The organism is Flavobacterium sp. WC2509, assembly GCF_052683105.1.
Genome location: NZ_JBQZFG010000001.1, coordinates 2,308,270 through 2,333,703, shown reverse-complemented (window position 1 = coordinate 2,333,703; position 25,434 = coordinate 2,308,270). Strand labels below are relative to the sequence as shown.

Annotated in this window: 2 protein-coding genes; both read right to left on the bottom strand. The window is 36.1% G+C overall.

What is annotated here, in order from left to right; translation table 11 throughout:
* Positions 1–39 precede the first annotated feature (39 nt).
* Complete coding sequence (locus tag ACUN3A_RS09740) at positions 40–21,216, bottom strand: T9SS type B sorting domain-containing protein (RefSeq protein ID WP_445551098.1); 21,177 nt, start codon at positions 21,214–21,216, stop codon at positions 40–42.
* Positions 21,217–21,627: 411 nt separating this feature from the next.
* Positions 21,628–25,434 (bottom strand): PorP/SprF family type IX secretion system membrane protein, encoded by a 3,807-nt coding sequence (locus ACUN3A_RS09735; RefSeq protein WP_445551097.1) that lies wholly within the window; start codon positions 25,432–25,434, stop codon positions 21,628–21,630.

Genomic DNA, 25,434 nt, shown 5'->3' with positions numbered 1-25,434 from the left:
AACTCCTCACATTATTATTCCATTCAACAAAATGCAGTATTATCGGTATAGCGTAAAGTGACCAATAAACTCACGATCATCTTGGGTATGTCTTAATTTCAAAACATACCAGTAATCACCCATTGGTAACTCAGTACCATTGTATTTACCGTCCCAAGACTGACCTGCTCCAAAAACACCCACTTCACGTCCGTAACGGTCATAGACAACAAACTTAATACCTGGATAGTTCTCTGTGTTTGTTGGTTGCCAAGTGTCATTTATACCATCACCTGTTGGAGTAAATATTGGCGGTATTATAATATCAATAAATTCAAAATATTTAGTTACAGAAAGTGAACAGCCATTAGTGTCAGTCACCGTAAAGGTATAATCACCTGATTTGAAATAAATATACTTATTGTTAGTTCCAATATCTTCACCATTTACTGAATAATGATACACACCTGATCCACCTGTTGTAGTAGCCACAATTTCATTTAATCCTACAATGTCTAATGACATAGCCAAAGGATCAACTTTATTGACATGGAAAACTGGCGTAGCATCTACACAACCATTTTTATGATGAACCATAATAAAATGATCTCCAGGAACAAGGTTAGTGAAAACATTACTTGGTTGTGTACTAGAACTATTGTCTAATGAATATTCAACATCAGCAGGGCTATTACTTGCGTCAATGGCTACAGTAATACTATTAGCAGCTGAATTATTAACACAATCATATGTAATAGTCGCAGTTGGATTTAAAGTTACTGAAGGTTTTAAACCGACAACCACTTCAAATGTACAAGTATTAGCATCTTTAATATAAACTATATGTTCACCTCCAGATAGACCACTAAATTTAACTTGGTCCTGAACGTAAATTCCATTAGGATCATCCAAAGTAGTGCTATATGGAGCAACACCTCCAGCAATAGTTATATCGAAAGCTCCTGTTTTATCACCAGCGCAAAATTCTTGAACTTCAGAACCTGGAACTACAGATGAAGTAATAACAGCTGGCTGTTTAATCTCTATAGCTGTGCCTGCAGCGATAGAATAATAGATATAACATCCATTTTGATCCTGAACGACAATTTCATATTTACCAGGTGCAAGATTTTCAAAAACACCATTATCAAAGAACTTATTTAAATTAGGCGAAATCGCATATTTAACAATTCCTGTACCAGTACCGTTGGCAGAGATAGTGATTTTACCATCATTATTACCATTACAAACAACATCAACATGTGATTCAATAGCACTTAAAGCTGTATTAGGCTCGGTAATAACTATTGGACCAGAAACTGTATTACAATCAATACCACTATTTACTCTAACATAATAAATTCCAGCAGCTATAGATGTAAAATTACCAGCTGAATTTTGTACTGCACTAGCAATTGGATTATGTGTGCTATCTAATAAAGTATAAGTATAACCACCCAAACCACCTTTGGCTTTAGCAACAACCACCCCTGTTAGATCTCCTTTACAGTTTATAACAGAGTTTACAATATCCAAATCAATAGCCAATGGTTCTAATGGATCATTTTGAATATCATTAGATACTATACTTACACAACCATTAGCATCTTTAACGTAATAGTGGAAAGTCCCATTTGGAACTGAGAAAGTAGCAGTATTACCAATCATCGCTATTGGTGACGCAAAACTAGGATCAGCACTATAAGTATAACTTCCAGTTCCTCCAGTTGCAGAAAGTGTCAATGTTGATTGAACTAAACAAGTCTGTAAAGTAGCTAAAACTAAACTAGCTTCTACTTTTGTAGGCTCGTTAATTGTAACTGGCAATGATGTAGAACTACAACTCCATCCATCAGTAACAGTAATACTATATTTTCCTGCTCCTAATCCTGTAAATATTGGAGAACTTTGAGGGCCAGAAGTAACCACTGGTGACATAGACTCATAATTTAATTTATAAGAATAATTACTTCCTTGACCACCTGAAACTCCTGTAGCAGTTATGCTAGCTGATTTATCATCTTTACAAGAAACCATCAATGTACTTGGAATAGCTGTTACTGTTATTGGTGTAGGATTATTTAAAGCTACATCTATAAAAGCAATACATCCATGCGTATCTTTTACATTTACTCTATAAATACCATTTGATAAATTAGTATAATTCGTTTGAGCAGAATAAACACTAAATGGTAAACCATTTTTAAGCACTTCGAATTGATAATCACCCAGCCATCCACCTGTAGCGGTAACCGAAATAGTACCATCGCCTGTAGCACAAGTAATCATTGTATGAGTCTCGGCAAATGCTAAAGCAGCTGTAGACTGATCGATGGTAAAACTAGTTGTTACAGCACATTTTGGACTGTTTGTTAATGTAGCTGTTACAGTGTATGAACCAGTTCTTAATCCAGATACTGTCCATGGACCTGCTGATGTAGAAGTTCCAGTAATTGGCGTTGCCAATACAGTACTCGTAATCACATAGTCGAAGATACCTGCATCATTACTTGGAACCAATTGATTATCGACAATAGTCAATTCTACTGTTCCTTCATTTGAACCATAACAAACGACATCGCTTGTTTTATTTACTTTCAATTCGAACGTATTTGGCTCATTTACATAATGAACACCTTGTATACTACATCCTGTATCTATATTTTTAACAGTAACTAAATAATTACCCACTAACAATCCTGTAAATACTCCAGTTGTATTAGTTTGGCTTGGATATAGACCTCCTTGAATTCCAGTTGTAGCATTAACATCTACCAAAGTAAATTCTAAATTTGTTGGAGTTCCACCAATACTACTCGCAGAAACGGTAACATCTTCAAGATTTGTACAGGTAATAGCGTTATTAACAGTCACATTTACTTTGTCCAAAGTTATATATGGATTTATAGTAAATGCAGTAGCCGTTGACCCTACACATCCTTTATCATCATAAACATTTACGGTATAACTACCACCTAACAAATTGGCTTCGGTATATACGTTACTTGTCCCTTTTTGAACTGGAACAGCATTTCCGTTTTTAATGAACTCATAAATAGTATAATTACCAGAACCACCTATTACACCCGCAACAGTAATAGTTGCAAAATTCATTGTGTTTGAACCTGAATTACAAGCAAATTGTACTGGAGTTGGTGTAGGAACTGTAATAACTGCTGGCTCATTCACAGTAGTTGAAGCCGTTGCCTCACAACCTTTTCCAGAAATTACCTTAACAGTATAAGTGCCTGCAATTAATCCTGTAAATACATTAGAAATTTGTGGAGTTCCTCCATTCAAGCTATACATATAAACTGGGTTGTCATTTATACCAGCTGCTGGAGTATCCAAAGTTGCTGTAATGACACCATTATTACCTAAGTTACAAGTAACATGAGTTGGTATCAAAGTTAAACCAGTAACTAATGTAGCAGGTTCAATTGTAAAATCAATTGATTGAACACAATTCGTACCTAAATCTCTCACGTAAAATTTATAAGGAATAACATTTGGAGCTAAACCAGTAAATACATTACTAGCCACATACGTTAATCCGTCCTTACTATATTCATAACTTGATGGTATTGTTCCACCAGTAGCCACTAAAGTTACTTCACCATCCGCAGCGTTACAAGTAGGAACTTTAGTAATTGAAGCTGATAAACTTAATGGTTGCAAAATAGTCACTGGAGTTGCAACTGATAGACATCCATTAGCATCTTTTACAGTAACATTATAATTTCCTGGAGCATTTACTGTAATGATATTACTAGTTTGGAAACTAACTCCGTCTAAACTGTATTGTAATGCAGAACTAAATCCAGTAGCTGTTACTGTAATATCATAAGTACCTGTTGCACTAGGACATTGTGTAGCAATAGCAGTTCCTATTGTTGGATTAGTATCTAAAATAATTGTTTGGGCATTACTAGTTGAACAACCATTGGCGTCTTTTACATATACTATCCAACTCGTATCGGCACCATTATTAGTGTCAATAGCTAATTGGTTATTTAAAATAAAAATTGTTGGAACTGGATCAGTAGCTCTAGCCACTGCGTATTTATATGGTCCAGTACCACCTGACCCTGCTACCGTTATTGTAGCATTATCGTTGTTACAATTAATATTTGTCGCAACAGATGTAGAACTTAACACTACTGGCTGACTAACCATAAAGTTAACTACATTATCAACACAACCAGAAACATTATCAGTTACAGTGAACGTATAATTACCTGCTGTAAGACCAGTATAACTAATAATATCACCATTCTGTGTAAATGTACCTGTTGGTGGCGTTAGACTAAAGTTATAACTTCCTGCAGTGATATAATTAAACACTCTAAAAGCTATAGCGCCAGTATTACCTCCATTACAAAGAACATTACTCATTAATTGAGCCGTAACCTCGATTTTTGAAGCTTCACTTACTATAATCGCTTTAATAAAACTACAGCCATTGGCATCTGTTACTTTTATAGAATATGTATCTGGAGCCAAGTTCGCAAAACTATTTGTTGCACTTGGGGCTGTTACCGCAGTAGTTGGCGAAATAATTTCATAAGTATATGGCATCACACCTCCTGTTACTGAATTTACAGTAACTGTAGCAACTGGCGTATTACAGTAAACAGGACTCGCTGTTAAATTCATATCCGTTGGCGGAGTGTATGGCACTATAATGGCAGAACCACTAGCAATACAACCGTTAGCATCATGAACCACATAATTTATAGTTTGAGGGCTACTTACTGTAAATGAATTTGAAACTTGGAAAGTTCCTCCTCCATTAAAACTGTAACTATAAGGAGCAGTTCCATCAACAGCAGTAATAGTTACTATAGCATCCCTATGTGTATTTGCAGTATCACATCCAAATGGAGTTACGGAAGCAGTAGCTGTTAATACAACTGGCTCTGTAATAACAATCGCTGGAGCAGCTACAGAGGTACAACCTTTTGCATCGGTAACTACAATTGTATAAGAACCTGCTGTTAAACCTGTATAAATTCCATTAGCATCTCCAGTATGGTTTACTACAGGACCTGATAAAGCAAAAGTATAAGGTGCAATTCCATTAGTCGGAATCACAATAAAGCTACCATCATTTCCTAATTTACAACTTACGTTTACTGGAGTTGTTGTTGTGAAAGTTGGAGTCGCTGGAGTTGTTACAGTAACAGTATTCGTAGTTACTGAACATGTAGCTCCATTACTGTCCGTTATTACAAAATGGTAGGTACCAATAGCTGATACAGAAGCCGTAAATGTCGGTCCTGCAACACCTGTAACCAAACTTCCAACAGGCGTTACACCTGAATACATTTGGTAAGAATAAGGTGCTACTCCATCTTGTATCGATACTTCAATTGAAGCATTAACTGGCGCTGCACAATACAAATCTTTGATCAATGTAGCCGTCGCTAATAATTGTTTTTCAATTTTATAATTAACAAAAGCCTCACAACCATGATCATCTTTAATTCCTAATATATAAGTACCAGGACCATTAAAAGTCGCTGTAGACGATCCAATCGCAAATCCATTTACAGTGTATGATTTGGCGCCATTGTAAGTGCTAGTTAAACCACTCAAATTAACTGTTAGAGGAGTTCCTGTAAAACATTGTGCCGTAGGAAGACTAATTGTCGGCGCTGCATCTAAAACTACTGGTGTAGTAACTTTTACAGAAATACAACCATTAGCATCTTTTACATAAACATCCCAAGATAACTTAAGAGCATTAAGATCTGTATCTACTGAAATTACTGGGTTAGAATCATACGTCGTTGGCGCAGAAGCCCCAGCTAATACAGCAGCATAAGTGTAAACGCCTGTTCCTCCCGCTACGCTACTTACTGTGATTTGAGAAACATCTTGTGAACAGAATACATGTGAAGCAGTCGTACTAAAAGTAATCGCAACTGGTGCTGTTAATGTAACTGAATCACTTTTTGAACAACCAGTAGTATTATCTGTTACTGTTACTGTATAGATTCCTGCTGTAAGTCCTGTTAAAGTAATTACATCATTAACAGTTGAGATTTGTGCCGCTGGAACAACTGGTGAAGTTATAATTGTATAATTGCCTGTAGCACTAAATCCTGTTACTGTAAATTTAGCCGAACCATTGTTATTAGTACCGTTTAATACGTTACATGAAATGTTGTTGGCCAATACACCAACTATAGCAATAGGCGTTAACGCTTTTACTGTATATAATTCCTGATACGTACAACCATTAGCATCCGTTACCTGGAAAATATAATCCCCAGCTGTTAAACCTGTGAAACTACCTGTTGAATTAGAGGTTCCAGAAGTAATATTTTGATACGTAAATGGCCCAACTCCATTTATAATATTCGTAATATTTACTGTACTGGTAGTATTCGCTAAAGGTGAACACCAAATTGCTGTACCTGTAATATCCATTTGTGTTGGCGGATTCAACGGATTCACAATAATGTTTTGAGGAACTGTACTACAACCATTAGCATCTTTTACAGAATACTTGATCGTTTGAATACTTCCATTATCATTTACTGTAAAAGTATTTACAGTATCATAAGTCAGACCGTTATCAAAACTATAATAATAGCCTGTTCCTGTTCCAGTTTGTGTACCATCATGCCCCACTACAGTAATCACTCTAGTAATACTACAAGTTGTATTTGCTGAAACTGAAGCAGTAGCCGTTAATACAACTGGTGCTGTAATAACAATAGCTGGAGCAGCTACAGAAGCACAACCTTTTGCATCGGTAACTACAATTGTATAAGAACCTGCTGTTAAACCTGTATAAATTCCATTAGCATCTCCAGTATGGTTTACTACAGGACCTGATAAAGCGAAAGTATAAGGTACAAATCCATTAACTGGGTTTACAGTAATACTTCCATCATTCCCTCCTGCACAGCTTACATTAATTTTAGATGTGCTGAAAGTTGGAGTCGTTGGAGTTGTTACAGTAACAGTATTCGTAGTTACTGAACATGTAGCTCCATTACTGTCCGTTATTACAAAATGGTAGGTACCAATAGCTGATACAGAAGCCGTAAATGTCGGTCCTGCAACACCTGCAACCAAACTTCCAACAGGCGTTACACCAGAATACATTTGGTAAGAATAAGGAGCTACACCATCTTGTATCAATACTTCAATTGAAGCATTAACTGGCGCTGCACAATACAAATCTTTGATCAATGTAGCCGTCGCTAATAATTGTTTTTCAATTTTATAATTAACAAAAGCCTCACAACCATGATCATCTTTAATTCCTAATATATAAGTACCAGGACCATTAAAAGTCGCTGTAGACGATCCAATCGCAAATCCATTTACAGTGTATGATTTGGCGCCATTGTAAGTGCTAGTTAAACCACTCAAATTAACTGTTAGAGGAGTTCCTGTAAAACATTGTGCCGTAGGAAGACTAATTGTCGGCGCTGCATCTAAAACTACTGGTGTAGTAACTTTTACAGAAATACAACCATTAGCATCTTTTACATAAACATCCCAAGATAACTTAAGAGCATTAAGATCTGTATCTACTGAAATTACTGGGTTAGAATCATACGTCGTTGGCGCAGAAGCCCCAGCTAATACAGCAGCATAAGTGTAAACGCCTGTTCCTCCCGCTACGCTACTTACTGTGATTTGAGAAACATCTTGTGAACAGAATACATGTGAAGCAGTCGTACTAAAAGTAATCGCAACTGGTGCTGTTAATGTAACTGAATCACTTTTTGAACAACCAGTAGTATTATCTGTTACTGTTACTGTATAGATTCCTGCTGTAAGTCCTGTTAAAGTAATTACATCATTAACAGTTGAGATTTGTGCCGCTGGAACAACTGGTGAAGTTATAATTGTATAATTGCCTGTAGCACTAAATCCTGTTACTGTAAATTTAGCCGAACCATTGTTATTAGTACCGTTTAATACATTACATGAAATGTTGTTGGCCAATGCACCAACTATAGCAATAGGTTTTAACGCTTTTACAGTATACAACTCTTGGTACGTACAACCATTAGCATCCGTTACCTGGAAAATATAATCCCCAGCTGTTAAACCTGTGAAACTACCTGTTGAATTAGAGGTTCCTGAAGTAATATTTTGATACGTAAATGGAGAAACTCCATTTATAATATTCGTAATATTTACTGTACTGGTAGTATTCGCTAAAGGTGAACACCAAATTGGTGTACCTGTAATATCCATTTGTGTTGGCGGATTCAAAGTATTAACTGTAATTGGATTACTAGCCACACAACCATTTGCATCCTTTACATAACCAGTAACAGTTACTGAAGAATAGGTTTCATAGGTGTTTTGACTAGAGTAATGAACTCCATCAAAACTATATTCATAAGTACCTGCGCCACCACTTCCTGTGACTGTAACTATCGCTTTTTGTGGTATGTTTCCTGTTCCGCAGGTTAATTTAGTCGTAACAGCAGCTGTAGCTACTAACGCTACTGCTGGAGCAACAATAACAGTATTATTTGTTAATGAACAACCTCTTCCTGAGTTTACTTTTACAGTATAAGTTCCTGCCAATAATCCTGTAAACACATTAGAAGATTGAGCTGCACGAATGATAGGTGCAGTAATTTCATAACTGTAATTTGGATTATTATTTGCTGCTCCCAAAATAACCGTAATACTTCCAGTGCCAGTAGTTTCACCATTACATAAAGCTGGAGTTGTAGTCGTTGTAAAAGTAACAGGAGTTGGGACACTTAAAGTAACCGAAGCTGTTGTGCTACAATTCGTAGGTGTCGCAGTATCAGTCATTGTTACTGTATAGGTACCTGCTGGTAATCCATTAAAAATATTAGAAGGTTGAACTGGACGAGTTACAGGTCCAGCAGTAATTGCATAACTATAAGAAAGAGTTCCCCCTGCTCCTGATATTGTAATTATACCATCGTTATTAGCACAAGTTGGTAATGCAGTAATGGCAGGTGTAGCCACTAATGGTGCTGCAATAGTAATTGTTTCAGTAAATGAACATCCATTGGCATCTTTTATAGTAACCGTTTGAAGACCTGAACTTAGTCCTGTAATAGTCGGATAAGGGAAAATAGCACTTTGTGGAGCACTTCCATTTACAACAATTGTATATGGAGGAATTCCAGCTGTAGTCATATCTACTTTTAGATCAAAATTACCTTCATCTGCACATTTATCTATTACAGATAAAGCAATTACAGGAGTTGGATCTTTTATTAAAACAACTACTGGAGAAGATTTAACACAACCGTAAGCATCTTTCACATGAACATAATAACTTCCCGCAACAACAGAACTGAATGTACCGTTTGTACTAGCTGTAGACCAAGAAGAATCATTTTGCAATGGAGCTGTCGCTGAAGTTGAAATTTGATAAAGATACCCAGGAGTACCATCTTTAGCCAATGCGTTTATGATTCCTAAATTGTTACAATTTTCATTTTTAATTACCGAAGCAGAGACATTCAATAGAATAGCTGATTGAGTAATATTAAAATTAGACGTTACCACACTACAGCCCACATTGGTAGCTCCAACATCTTCTTTTATTAAAACAAAATAATTACCAACTGCCAGTGCACCAAAATTGGTTATTGAAGTTATTCCTGTTGGAATCGTAACTGATACCGCTGCTCCTTTAGGTGCTAACGTAAATGCATCATATAGTTGGTAAATAATTGGTGTTGCTACTCCATAAGGATTGGTTATATCAAAACTTACCTTACCATCTGTATTTCCGGTACAAGTAATATTTTTTGGAACAACATTACTTATAGCTAAAGTTGATGACGTAGGTATTGGTGCTGCCGCAGTTTCAAAATAATAACATTTCGATACACTATCATAAACTACAAAAGTATAAGTAACACCTGGAATCAAATTAGTGAATTGGGCGTGTTTACTTCCCGTCGCATCTTCTGATAACCATGTTCCAGTAGGATAAACCATGCCTGGACCAGTATAAATTGCAAAAAAGAACGGTCCAGAACCAGTTAATGAACCCGCTAAATTAATATCAGCTTTACCACCAGTACCACACGTTGCCGAAGCATTAATAACTATAGACAAGTCATTTGGAGGCGATGCTACTAATATATTTTGAATTAATTTAGAACAACCGTTCGCATCAACTACATTAATTTGGTATAACCCAAAGTCAACTACATTAAAAGTTACAGAAGTACTTCCTGAAGCATTTAGTTCTGAAGCACTATAACCGTTTGCTCCTGTTACAAAATAATTATAAGGCCCTACACCTCCAATTACAGAGTCAATAATCACAGACCCTTTAGAAACACCTCCAGCTCCACAAGTAATTGGAATTTCATGATGAGTAACAGCTATAGGTGCATTTTGTGTAATTGTAATAGTAGCAGGAACAATATTAATACAACCTTTGCTGTCTTTTACAGTTATAGTATAAGTACCTGCAGTTAGACCAGTGAATGTGTTTGAGGATTGATAAGTTACGCCGTTTTTACTATAGGTAAAAGGTCCAATTCCTTTAGATGAGTCAATAGTAACTTCAATTATACCTGTAGCATCCCCATTACATTTAATATCTTGCTTTAGAGTTAAAGTCGTAATAACAGGATAAACAATTGGATTAACAGTTATTACATTAGAAACTTTGATACAACTATTTGCGTCAGTAATTTCGAACTGATAAGTATGTGCTATCAGTGCTGTTGGTGCTGTATAGGTAAATGAATTACCTGTGACTGGAACAACAACTGAATACGGAGCACCATCAATACTAGTTTTATAGGTAAAAGGTCCTTTACCTCCAATTAGAGTAACATTAATTAGACCATCTGGAGAAGCTGTACAATCTAAATCCTTTGTCAAAACAGCAGTAGCATTTAATACTTGATTTACTGTAACCGTTGTTGTACCTGTACAACCATTTTTATCAGTTACAGTAACTGTATAAGTTCCTGGTGCAACAGTAAATGTATCTGCAGGACTTGGTGCAACACCTGTATTAATAGTATAAGTATATGGTGCTACACCACTAGCACCTAAAGCTACAATTTTAAAGTTACTTCCTGAAACAGTACATTGACCTATTACCGAAGCTGTTACAGTTGGTTTAGGATCCATTACAATTGGCACATCTATTGGCGAAGTAATCGTACATCCTTTTGAATCCATGACCCAAACATCCCAATCTGTTGCTATTGTAGGATCTAAATTGGCAATATTTGAAGTAACATAATCTGATGATACTGGAGTAGCTCCATTTGGTACAAAAGCATATTTGTAATTTGGAGTACCACCTGTTGCATTAATAGTCACTACCGCATAAGGTGTTACACAATTAGCATGCACATTACCTGCTAAACTAGCCGACACAACAGACGCTGGTCCAGTAATAGTTATTGAAGTTGAAGCGGTACATAAGGTCGTTTCATCTGTAAAGGCAACAGCATAAGTACCTGCACTCAAACCAGACAATGTAAATGTTGAAGCGGTTTGACCTGTTACAGCTGTCCCCGCATTTACTTTATAACTATAAGTAGAAGCAAATCCGCTTATATTATAACCTATCGAACCTGTTGTATCTCCAAAACAAGCCACATCAGAAAATTTAGAAGCAGTTGCAATAATTGGTGCAACTGGTGCAATTGTTTTTGAATCTTGTTTTGAACATCCATTAGCATCCGTTACTTCAAAAATATAATTACCCGGAAGCAATCCTGTATATATACCATTGCCATCACCAGTAACATTTCCTACTGCTGATACAGGAGCTATAATCTTATAAGTAAATGGTGCAACACCTGCAACTGGAGTCAATGTAATACTTGTTGTTGTAGCATTACATGTGATTGGCGTAAGACCTGTGAAGGTAATTCCTGTTGGTGGGTTTAATTTTTTAACCGTAATGTTTTGAGAAACCGTGATACAGCCATTAACATCTTTTACTTGGTAAGCTATTACTTGATCTGAAACACCATTGTCATTAACTACATAAGTAGCAGTTGATGTAAAAGCTCCTCCATTAAAACTATAAGTATATGGTGCTGTACCATCGTGTCCTGTAACTGTAACTGTAGTTGCTGTGCTACAAGTCGTGGTCGCTGGAGCAGCAGCTGTGGCAGATAAAGCAACCGCTGGCTCTGCAATAATAACTGCTGTAGATGCAGAAGTACAACCCAAAGCATCAGTAACAACAACATTATAAGTTCCTGCTGTTAAACCTGGAGTCACAGCTGTTGTAGAAATCGGTGAGCCTCCTTTAGTTACACTAAACGTAAACGGTGCTTTTCCTGAAGTTGGCGTAATAGTAATACTTCCTGTAGCATCGCCTTTACATTTAACATCTACTTTGGTAGTGCTTAATGTTAAGACAGTCGCTTTAGTAGTAACAATTATATCTGTTGAAAATGCAGTACAAGCTGGTACTGCCGAGTCTGTCACTCTAAATCTATAGGTTCCTGCTATAGCTGTTACATAAGGACTGGTTGTCGTCGTATAAGTAGCTCCTCCATTTGATGAAACAGCATAAGTATAAGTTCCTACACCTCCATTGGCCGCTAAATTAATAGTAGTATCTGGTGTACAAGTAATATCTACTACTGGTGTAGCGGTTATTGTTAATTGTGGTGCAAGTACATAAGGGATAGAAGCCACACAACCAAATCCATCTTTTATTGTTAAAGTATAATTTCCTGGTGTTAAACTAAATGTTGGACTAGCCTGAAAGTTTGTTCCATCTTTACTATATGTAGTAGTTCCAACAGCAGTTCCTGTAATAGTAACTGCAATAGCTATTCCTGTATAACAAGGTGGTGTCTGTGGATTAATTGTTGGTCCTACTTCTGAACCAATAACAATACTTCTCTTCTCGAAACAACCATTAATATCTTTTACATAAACATCGATATTCTTTGTTAAAACAGCTGTGTCTACTGTTGTTAAAATACCATAAACCGTACTTGGTACTGTTGAAGGACTTGCAGCGTAAGCGTACGTATAACCTGGTGTTCCTCCTGACAAGGTTGGGAAACTAATAGTAGATTTAGTAGCGTTACAATTAACTTTAGTAGCGTCCAATGTGAAAGTGATTTGACTTGGAGCGCTTATGATTTGAGAAACTGCATTAGAACTACAACCTGTACTAATATCAGTAGCTGTAAAAGTATAAGTATTTACTCCTAAACCTGTTACAACTACTACATTTCCTGTTTTAGTAATTTGAGTTAGAGGAACAGCAGGAGTTAATGTATATGTGAAATTCCCAACGCTACTTGCCCCTGTTACAGTAAAAGTGGCAGTACCGTCTGTCCCACTAAAACATTTAACGTCTGTTTTTGCTCCTGCAGCTGTTATCGTTGCCGCTGGATTGATTGTTTTTGAATCTTGTTTTTTACAACCATTAGCATCCGTTACTTCAAAAATATAATTACCCGGAAGCAATCCTGTAAATATCCCACTAGTAGCACCTGAAGTATTTATCGTTGTTCCTGAAACTATAGTATAAGTAAATGGTGCAACTCCTGCAACTGGCGTCAATGTAATATTCGTAGTTGTAGCATTACATGTGATTGGCGTAAGACCTGTGAAGGTAATTCCTGTTGGTGGATTTAATTTTTTAACCGTAATGTTTTGAGAAACCGTGATACAACCATTAGCATCTTTTACTTGGTAAGCTATTACTTGATCTGAAACGCCATTGTCATTAACTACATAAGTAGCAGTTGATGTAAAAGCGCCTCCTTGGAAACTATAAGTATATGGTGCTGTACCATCGTGTCCTGTAACTGTAACTGTAGTAGCTGTGTTACAAGTCGTGGTCGCTGGAGCAGCAGCTGTGGCAGATAAAGCAACCGCTGGCTCTGCAATAATAACTGCTGTAGATGCAGAAGTACAACCCAAAGCATCAGTAATCACAACATTATAAGTTCCTGCTGTTAAACCTGGAGTCACAGCTGTTGTAGAAATCGGTGAGCCTCCTTTAGTTACACTAAACGTAAACGGTGCTTTTCCCGAAGTTGGCGTAATAGTAATACTTCCTGTAGCATCGCCTTTACATTTAACATCTACTTTGGTAGTGCTTAATGTTAAGACAGTCGCTTTAGTAGTAACAATTATATCTGTTGAAAATGCAGTACAAGCTGGTACTGCCGAGTCTGTCACTCTAAATCTATAGGTTCCTGCTGTAGCTGTTACATAAGGACTGGTTGTCGTCGTATAAGTAGCTCCTCCATTTGATGAAACAGCATAAATATAAGTTCCTACACCTCCATTGGTAGCTAAATTAATAGTAGTATTTGGTGTACAAGTAACATCTACTACTGGTGTAGCGGTTATTGTTAATTGTGGTGCAAGTACATAAGGGATAGAAGCCACACAACCAAATCCATCTTTTATTGTTAAAGTATAATTTCCTGGTGTTAAACTAAATGTTGGACTAGCCTGAAAGTTTGTTCCATCTTTACTATATGTAGTAGTTCCAACAGAAGTTCCTGTAATAGTAACTGCAATAGCTGTTCCTGCATAACAAGGTGGTGTCTGTGGATTAATTGTTGGTCCTACTTCACCTGCTATAACTACGTTTCTTTTCTCCAAACAGCCATTAGCATCTTTTACATAAACATCCCAAGACAAATCAACTCCTGAATTAGTATCAACTGTTAATATATTTCCAGGAACAAAAACAGTCGGAGCTGTAGCTAATGCTTTAACAACTGCATACGAATAATTTGGCGTACCGCCTGTTGTCGCAATAGTAATTTGTGAATTATCATAGTTACAATTTATATTCGTACCAACAGCGCTTGCAATAGCTAATGCTGCAGTTGGTTGTGTAAGTGTTATTGAAAAAGTTACAGTACAAGTAGTTTTTCTATCTGTTGCTGTGATAGTATAAACTTCTGCCGGTTGTGGATTGGTTACATTGATAGTCGTAATAGTTTCACTAACATTAGTAGCGCTCTGAATAATTACATTAGCAGCATTTCTAATTACATAATCGTATCCTCTATCTTTTACGCCATTGACAGTAAACTGAATTGTTCCTTTATCACCAAAGCATTTAATTGGTGTTAATATTAAACCTCCAGCTACAATATCTGGTGCATTTTTAACATTGTAATTTAAATCAAAACTACATCCATTTTTATCTGTAGCTCTAAAAATATAATTTCCAGGTTTAAGATCTTTAAACTCACCATCTGATACTACAGCAGAACTAAAGCCTGCTGGACCTGTAATAATTTGGTAACGAATAGGAGATATTCCACCTATCGCTTGAAACTTAACATGTGCCTCATAATCCGGACACTCTAAACCAGTATCAAACATTACATTAATACCTGTAATAGATACCTTTGAATTAATCACAACCGAGAACGGTCCTGACTGACAGCCATTACTATCTTTGACATAAGCATTTACCGTTCCTGCACCAGTAGTAGAATAAGTATTGCTTGGTGTAAAATTAGTAGTTCCAATAAAACTATATTCATAAGGCCCAGTTCCTCCAGATGGAGTAACCGTTACCACAGATGGAACAGTTCCTGTTGGACTACAACCCAAATCGGTTGCGCTAATAGTTGCAGTAACCACAGCTGGATTTACGATAATCACATCGGTCACTGCAGATTCACAACCTTTACTATCAATTACTTTAACATTATATGTTCCAGATGCTAAACCTGTAAATAGATTAGTCGTTTGAGTAGTATAAGTTGCTACTGAACTTAATTTAATTGCATAGGTATAAGCAGAAGTAAATCCATTACTAGCAGTAATGGTTATTGTTCCGTCATTAGCATTATTACAAGTAATATCAGTTTTAGCAAAAGTTAAGGTTGGAGTTGTTTTTGGAGAAACAATAATAGCATTACTAGTAGCTGGACAGCTTTTGCTATCTGTAACAGTAAACACATACGTTCCAGCAAGTGTAGCGGAATAAGGGAAAGAAGTCACCGTAGTTGGTGTTCCACCATTACGAGAAACCGTATAAGTGTAAGGCACTCCGTATCCACCTGTCACTGTTGTATTTATAGTAGCATCTGCCAAACAAGTTAAATCTTGTGTCAAAGTAGCATTCAATTGCAATTGTGTTGGAATCACAATACCAGAAATAGTAGCCGTACAATTATTACTATCCGTTACCAAAATAGTATGAGTTCCTAGCGCAACATCAGAAAAAGTATTAGTATTTATTGCTGTTGCTCCATCTAAACTATAAGTAAATGGTGAAGTTCCTCCTGATACATTAACTACTAGTTTAGCTTTATTGACAGTGTCATAACATAAATCTGAAGAGCTATCTAAAGTTGCAGTCAATGCTGGTGAAGCTGTTACGTTTACTGATACACCTGAAGTAGAAGCAGTACATAAATTAGCATCACGTACAAAAACTTTATAATTACCTGCTGCTACATTTGTAAATACTGCATTAGTACTAAAACTAAATCCAGGAATTACAGTGACACCATCTGCAGCACGCAATTCATATTGATAAGCTTGTGTTCCTCCACCACCTACAGCAGTGATAGATGCTCCAATAGAACAAGTAGCTTGTTTCGTTACACTTGCTGAAAGCGTTACTGCGGCTGGAGAACTAATAGTTTGTGGCAATGTAAACAAACAAGAACTTGCCGATAAATCATATTTTATATCTACACTATGAGAACCCGCAGATAAATTAGAAATCGTGAATGGTGAGCTAGTTTGTAATACAGGAGTTGCTCCGTCTAAAGAATAATAAAAACCTGCAGCCGCAAAATTTTGTGCAGCAATAGTAATTGTTCCATCATTTAATCCTGCACAAGTTTGGTCTGAATGCCCTGTAATTGAAGCAGCAAACGCTTGACCAGATGGCACTACAAATGGGAAATCAACTTTGGTAATACAAATTTTAGGTAATTGATATACTTGAACATCATCAATAACCGCATCGTTTCCACTATAAAGAATACTTCCTGAACGTATTTTGAAGATCAAATTGGTATTAGTCCCTGTTGGAGTTAAAGACAATGATTTCAAATTCCAAATTTCGTTATTTGCAATCGGACCAGTTGCTTGTGAAGCAACTACTGTACCTGAAGCATCAACCAACTCTATTATGAAATCAGGAACCGCAGCTGTAATAGAACTACGTATTAAATTAGCAAGATATAAATCAACTTTTACTGGTTGATTAGGTATTACATCTACAATAGGCTTACTATACAATACACCATATGGACCTGCAGCAGAACCAATGTTAACCAATAAAAATCTACCATTTGTATCAACTCCATTAGTAGTATGATCTTTAAAATGATACCAAGCTCCTGAATTATTGCCAGTTGGATCATCTGATCTCCAAAAATCATTAGTTACTGAATATTGATTATCTTCTACTGAACGAGTTCCGCACAAATAAGGAGCATTTACTCTCAAATCATTAAAACAATAAGCACTAGCAATACCAGATGTAGTCGTTGGCAAACCTGATCCGAAATCCTCTTTCAATAAATTACTATACGTTGATACACTTTGTAATTTATACTCTACTGTTATGGTATGTGAACCAGAGGGTATATTTAAGAATGTTTTAGGATCTACAGTATTTGGATTTAAAGTGCCGTCTAAATAATAATTATATGTAAATGAAATATTATTAGGATTCGTAACAGTAACCGTACTATTAGCCGTCCCATCACAATTAATAACAGGAGCTGGTGGATTAATACTAGGGGTAGCTGGTTTTGGATCAATTATAATATTTGGCATTGAGAAAATACAACCCAAAGCATCTTTAATATAAAGTGTATAATTACCTGGAATTTTATATGCTTCATTAGTTGTAACCCATGATACCTGATTATCGAAGCTGTACAAATAATAATTTGGAGCGGGAAAAGGAGTTCCGCCTTGAGGGTTTGTAATTCTTACTTTTCCTTCACCTGCTGGTCCACAACCAGCCAATTCACTTACTCCACCAGAAGCAGTTAATGCAGATGCTGGTGCTGTTAAATTAACATCAGGATTAGTATCCAAACACTCAGCCCCACTTAATGTGTATTTTAAAACTGGTGTATAAGTTCCAGCTGCTAAATTTAAAAAAGAACTACTAGACTGGAAATTAACGCCATCAATACTATAACTTAATGTGTAACCATTAGCATTGGTTACATCAAAATTAATTTCACCAGCTTTAACACCATAGCAATTGTTGTTCTTTGAAGTTACAGTATATACTGGTTTTGGATTTTGAGTGACATTTATACTAGTCGTTGTTTCACAGTTATTATAATCAATGACGTTAATTGTATATAATCCTGCTGTTAGAACTTCAACATTAGCTACTCCCTGAAAGTCAGTAGATCCATTAACATAATAATTATATGGTGTCGTACCTCCAATTGGAGTAACTGTAATTTCCCCATTTGAACAGCTTGTTAGTGGAATAGTTAATGCTGAAGTTGCTGTTAACTTTAAAGGTTCTATTATTTTTACATCTTCCGAATACGAACATCCATCTTGTGTAGTAACTTTAACCGTGTAATCCCCAGGTGACAAATTTGAAAAAGTATAATCATTTGGTGTTATTGGCCCAACAGCTGTAACTAAAGTAGCGCCTTGATAAATACTAAAATTGTATTGTGGATTTGCATCATTTGCGGCAACTCTAATAGTTCCTTTATCACCATTACATAGAGGTTGCGTAATGGTTGGAGTCACTGTAAAATCTCTTTTTCTAATTTGAATGTTAGGTACAGTAAAAATACAAGGATTAATGACTCCAATTTGTCTCACATAAACGGTATATAAAGCTGGAGTTGTTATATTATCAAAAATATTACTTGCCTGATAATTAGTCCCATCTATGCTATATTCATAACCTGTCCCTACACCACCTATTGTTATTTTTCCTAAAGTATTACAAATAATATCGTTATGCGTTTCCGTTGGTGTCAATAAATTATGATAGACATTGAAATAAAAACGATTAAAACATCCTCCTGGATAATTTAAAGTAAGTCTAAACTGAGTAAATGCACCTGATGTATTGTTTTTATCAACAGTGAAATTTGGCCCATTAGGACCTGCACTTACCCAAGTACACGAAGGACTTTCATTAGCACAATTCTTATCGATTACTGCTGCACAGCTTCCATTTACATCTAATTTTTCCCATACAATAGTAGAACCATCAGAGATATTAGTGTTAATTGCTTTAGTTGCATTAGAACCACATAAAAAGATATTTGGTAATTGTTTCCCTGCTCCACCACTTACACACGTAACAACTTCATCTGCAAATGGAATTACAGGATTCGCCATAACTGAACCGAAACGAGTAACCGTAACTACTTCTGTTATCGACAAACAGGGTGCCACAGCAGTATTATAAACATAATACGTCCCAGGATTCGTTACAGTAAGGGTTTGACTATTCCCTAAAATAGTACCACTTGTAACGCCTTTAACAAACGGTTTATCTGACCACTTGTAACTATCATATCCATTTGAAGCGGAAATAGTAACACTATTCCCACACAAAATTTCGCTCTTTGTAAAGTTACAATCATCAATTCCAACCAAAAAATTGGTCGCTTTAGGTGTTAAAATACAACCCGTATTGGTATTAACACTAGGATCATCAGAAATTACAAAAGTTGTATTTTCTTTTCCTTTATAAGTTGCATACGCTGAATTATCAATACTATTAGAACAAGCAACGCTTAGCGAATTACAATCTGGAACTACCTTAACTTTAAAACTAATTGTTTTTAAAGGATCTCCTACTTTAACAACATCCTCACTTATGTGAAAAATAATATTTCTCGTTACTGAATTATAACTTTTAACAGTAACTCCAGCAGGAAGCGGATTTAAATCCCCTGGATAATTGAATACAATATTGATTGGTAATTGGTCACGAATTGTCATAAGCGTTTTACCCGGTTTCAAAGGATCGGGATCCAAACCTATAGCATTATCATTACCTGTATTTTTAAAACCTACTTCATAGTTTAATTGTTGCCCTAATGTTACATTTTGATTACCAATATCTACACCAGCAGTATTTTTTACAATTTTGGTAAGTACAATTTTTGGCTCAATAATATCTACTGCAAAAGCATTAAAATAAAAATAATATACATCCGAAGTACTCCCTAACTTAATATTTGCCGATGTAGCACCATTTTTAATTACTCTTCCTCCCGCTTCATTTGTACCGGTTCCTGATGGATTGGGAATATTTAAAATACCTGCGTCAAAACCTAGGGTATTAGAACTTTTAGGTACTCTTGTCGTAAAAAGTTCAGGTGTGTTGGTAGCGGTATCTATAAAAGAAACCGAACTATTAAAAAAATTGTTTGTAGGTCTAATTGAAGTACCAGCATTATTAGTAGCACTAATTGTACTACCGTTAATTTGCAAATAATCTCCAGTAATATTATTATCCCCCTCTATTGCACTAAACGCATATTTTGCACGTACTGGTCCAACAGGAATTGTCTTAAATCCAGAAACAGGAATCGTTAAATTATTTGAACTATTAATTGTAGAAAAACCATCAAATGAGGTAATGTATTTAGCTGGTAAATTGGGGTCTTCATAAACCACAAATAATGACCATCCTGCTGATAGTCCTTCTGAATTGGGTTTAGGTCCAGTTAAAGATGATACATTCGCAACCGTATAATATCCTTGAGGATTTGTAAGTGCTGTCACATATGATGTTACATCAGCATAACAAGCATAAGGATTTGAATTATCATTATTAGAAGCGTTTTTAGAATAAATTAAATTTGATTTTACATTAGCAGAAGTTGGTGTGATATCAACATAAGAACCTCCTGGCACTTTAAATTTAATACTCGTAATTGGATCACTCCCTTTAACTACTGCACTCCAATACAAACCGGCATAAACAACTTTGTAACATGCTGTTTGAGAAGGAACTTTCAATTCAGCACTACTCGAATTAAATGTTGAATTATCCGAATCAATATCAACATTAACCATATCGATACTATTATTTTGAGTACCACCAGTATTGAAGTCGTTTGTTTTATGTTTACTTAGAATATTATTACCTATCAAAAGCATATCCCCTTTAATAGATTTATCGAATCTTGGAGTAAAGCCCACTTGATTTTGGCCTAAAACAACAAAACTTTGCAAAAAGAAGAAAAAAAGAAGTCCTGCGACAATTCTATTTTGAGATAAAAAATAGTTTTTTTGAAAAAAAGAGTTTTTCAAATTTTGAATTTTTTTTACATTTAAGAATCTACAGCAAACACCAAAAGAAAAATTAATTTCAGACAGCAGAGACATGCAATAAGAAAATATAGAAAAAGTAGATTTTTTCATATTTATGAGTATTAATTTCTAATTATTTTTTTATTCAATGGGGCGATTGAATAAAAAAATAATTAGAAAATTTTATAAAAAAGCTTTTTTTTAACTAAAATCAATGATTTAAAATATTTTATACTAAAGTTTATTCTTAAATCAACAAATTAAACGATTATACATTTTTAAAAATTCATTTTTAATTAAATTTTTTGAGATTTATATTACAAATAATGTCTTAAAAAGGACTAAAATTAAACATTTTAAAACAAAATCAAAATCAAATAGAAATTATTTTATTTAAATAAACTTATAAAATTATTTTTCAATTTTTACAATAACCATTTTCCCATTATACGGTTTATTTCCTTTAGCAGATAACGCTTCAGTTGCTTCTTGTATGTTGTCGAACTTGTCAGTGTAAATGAAATACTTACTTGAATTTACATCATAAAAGAAATTAACATTAGACTGTCCAGCAGCTACCGTCTTGGTCACAAAGGCATCCCTTTTAGCATTATCTGAATGAACTGCCAATATCATATAATATCCACTTTCTAAATTCTTATTGTTTTTAATAATTTGCATATTCGATTGATTGTCACCAAAATCAAAATCTTCAGCTTTCAGCGGTACACTACTTACTTTAGTAGTTGCTTTTATTTGTTTTAAAGTAGCCATATCTTGAGCTAAACGATCTTGATCATTTGAAGAAACAGCACGCTTGATTCTACGTTTTTTCTCAATCTCAGTCTCAACTTTGATTTTTTCCAATGCTATAATTAAATTTGCATTAGACTGTTCCGCCTTAACTTGTTCAGCTTTTAAATTTTCAATCGTTTTCAAATAATTTTGATTAATCAAATCATTTTTAGGAGCCTTTTTAAGTCTTTCATTATAAAGTCTATTAAACTCGGCCAAGTTATCTGCCTGAGCTTTATTCAAGTCCGCAATTTGTTTTCTAATAGATTCTAGTTCTGCATTCTCACCAGCAGTACTTTTGAACTCTACTGTTGTATTTTTCACAATTCCTTTATCACTTAAATCATTCTCTTCTCTCATGTCTTTCAGTGCTTTTTCCTTATTAGCCACAGACTGATCTAAACGACTCAACAATTGTTGTTGTCTTCTTTTTGATTCTTCAAGAACAGTTGTCAAATTATCCATTGATTTACCATATTCATCTTTAGGTGTCGCATCTGCTTTGGCTTTTGCCAAAGCTTCAACTGCAAGTTTTGCAGCGGCAGCAGCTTCAATTTTATCTTGTATTGCTTGAGCATCAGCCTTAGCTTTGGTTTCAGCAGCAAGTTTTTCGGCTGCTGCAGCATCTGCTTTAGCTTTAGCATCTGCAGCTAATTTAGCAGCAACTGCATCGGCATCAGCTTTAGCTTTTGCATCGGCAGCAAGTTTCGCAGCGATAGCAGCGTCAGCTTTGGCTCTATTATCCGCAGCTAATTTAGCAGCAAGAGCATCTGCATCAGCTTTAGCTTTTGCATCGGCAGCAAGTTTCGCAGCGATAGCAGCGTCAGCTTTGGCTTTATTATCCGCAGCTAATTTAGCAGCAAGGGCATCGGCATCAGCTTTGGCTTTGGCTTTGGCATCAGCAGCAAGTTTTGCAGCAAGAGCAGAGTCAGCCTTCGCTTTATTATCCGCAGCTAATTTAGCAGCAAGAGCATCTGCATCGGCTTTTGCTTTTGCATCAGCAGCAAGTTTTGCAGCAAGAGCAGCGTCGGCTTTGGCTTTATTATCTGCAGCTAATTTAGCAGCAACTGCATCGGCATCAGCTTTGGCTTTGGCATCAGCAGCAAGTTTTGCAGCAAGATCAGCGTCGGCTTTGGCTTTATTATCTGCAGCCAATTTAGCAGCAACTACATCGGCATCCGCTTTTGCTTTGGTATCGGCGGCAAGTTTTGCAGCAACAGCGTCAGCATCAGCTTTGGCTTTAGTATCCGCAGCAAGTTTCGCAGCAATAGCATCAGCAGCAGCTTTGGCTTTTGCATCCATAATTAATTTAGCCTGAGCATCAGCATCGGTTTTGGCTTTATTTTCAGCAGCCAATTTAGCAGAAACAGCGTCTGCATCGGCTTTAGCTTTAGTGTCTGCGGCAAGTTTCGCAGTAGCAGCGTCAGCAGCAGCTTTGGCATTTGCATCCGCAATTAATTTAGCCTGAGCATCAGCATCGGCTTTGGCTTTATTTTCAGCAGCCAATTTAGCAGCAACAGCGTCTGCATCGGCTTTAGCTTTAGTGTCTGCGGCAAGTTTCGCAGTAGCAGCGTCAGCAGCAGCTTTGGCTTTTGCATCCGCAATTAATTTAGCCTGAGCGTCAGCATCGGCTTTAACTTTGGCATCGGCAGCAAGTTTCGCAGCAGTAGCGTCAGCTTTGGCTTTATTTTCAGCAGCCAATTTAGCAGCAACAGCATCGGCATCGGCTTTAACTTTAGCATCGGCAGCAAGTTTCGCAGCAGCAGCGGCAGCTTTGGTTTTATTTTCAGCAGCCAATTTAGCAGCAACAGCATCTGCATCGGCTTTAACTTTAGCATCGGCAGCAAGTTTCGCAGCAGCTGCGTCAGCTTTGATTTTATTTTCAGCAGCCAATTTAGCAGCAACAGCATCTGCATCGGCTTTAACTTTGGCATCGGCAGCAAGTTTCGCAGCAGCAGCGTCAGCTTTGGCTTTATTTTCAGCAGCCAATTTAGCGGCCGAAGCGTCTGCATCAGCTTTAACTTTAGCATCTGCAGCAAGTTTCGCAGCAGCAGCGGCTTTGGCTTTGTTTTCAGCAGCCAATTTAGTAGCAGGTGCATCTGCATCAGCTTTAGCTTTGGCATCTGCAGCAAGTTTCGCAGCAGCAGCGTCGGCTTTAGCCTTATTTGCAGCAGCCAATTTAGCAGCCGAAGCATCAGTTCTGGCTTTGGTATCTGCAGCCAGTTTTGCAGCGGCAGCATCAGCTTTGGCTTTATTTTCAGCAGCTAACTTTTCTTTGGTATTTACTTCTGGTTTTTTATTCACGGCAGCAGCCTTAGACTTAGCATCAGCATCAGCTTTTGCTTTAATAGCAGCATCTAACTTAGCCTTATTAGCAGCAGCAATTTTAGCCCTTTCTGCATTTTTTGCATCAGCAATTGCTTTGGTTTCGGTTTTTGAAGTAGCCGCAACCTTCTTTTGAACTGGAGCAGGTTCAATTAAAGCTCCTTCCTCTTCATCATCTCCATAATCAAAATTAGAATTTTTAAACTTGTAGGCTAAAACAATTATATGAGAACCTCCTAATTGGGAAATATCACCTAGACCCACACCATAAGAATACTCAAGTGCAATTTTAGGAGTTATGTTAAGACCAAATCCTCCTGTCATACCTAATACCGAATTATAACCTGCTTGGGCCCAAATTCCTTTTGGGATGGTAAAAATCGCAGATCCAGAAAAGACTGTTTTCTCTTTATTAATCTCTGTTTTTACTAAACCAGAAAATTTACTTTTATCAAAAAAACCATAGGAATCAATATAACCTGTATACATTACATGTGCTTCAACACCTTGATTTGGGTCATCTTTCATAATTCCAGAATTGAAATTATAAGTAACCAAATTAGGCAATGAAAGACCAAAATCAAAAAAAGTAGTTCCGTAATTAATTCCTGGATTAATAGTTAATAAAGTATTAGACGGAATATTATCTAAAGAAGGATCTGGAAAATTCGAAATAACTTTTCCGCTATTAACACCACTCTTATAAGCGCTTAAATTAATACCAAAAGTCAAATTACTATCTTCTTGTAAAAGTAAATTGTGTGCAAAATTGGCAACTAGACCAGTAGTACTAAGAATTCCTTGAGTTTGTTGAAAAACACCAATACCAACTCCTTCGTTCTCTTTAAAACGACCTGAGTAACTTAATAAATAGGTTTTTGGAGCATTTTCAAATCCTGCCCATTGGGTTTTATTAAACAAAGTAATATAAGCACTTTGTTGTCTTACAAAACTGAACGTTGGGTTAATAACAAAAGAATTAAACTTTAAAGAGTTTCCAGGTGGAATAACATAAGATACAACACCGTTTTCTTGTTGAGCATAGAAAACATGAATAGAACAGCAAAAAAAGAAAACGCTTAATAAATTTTTTTTCAT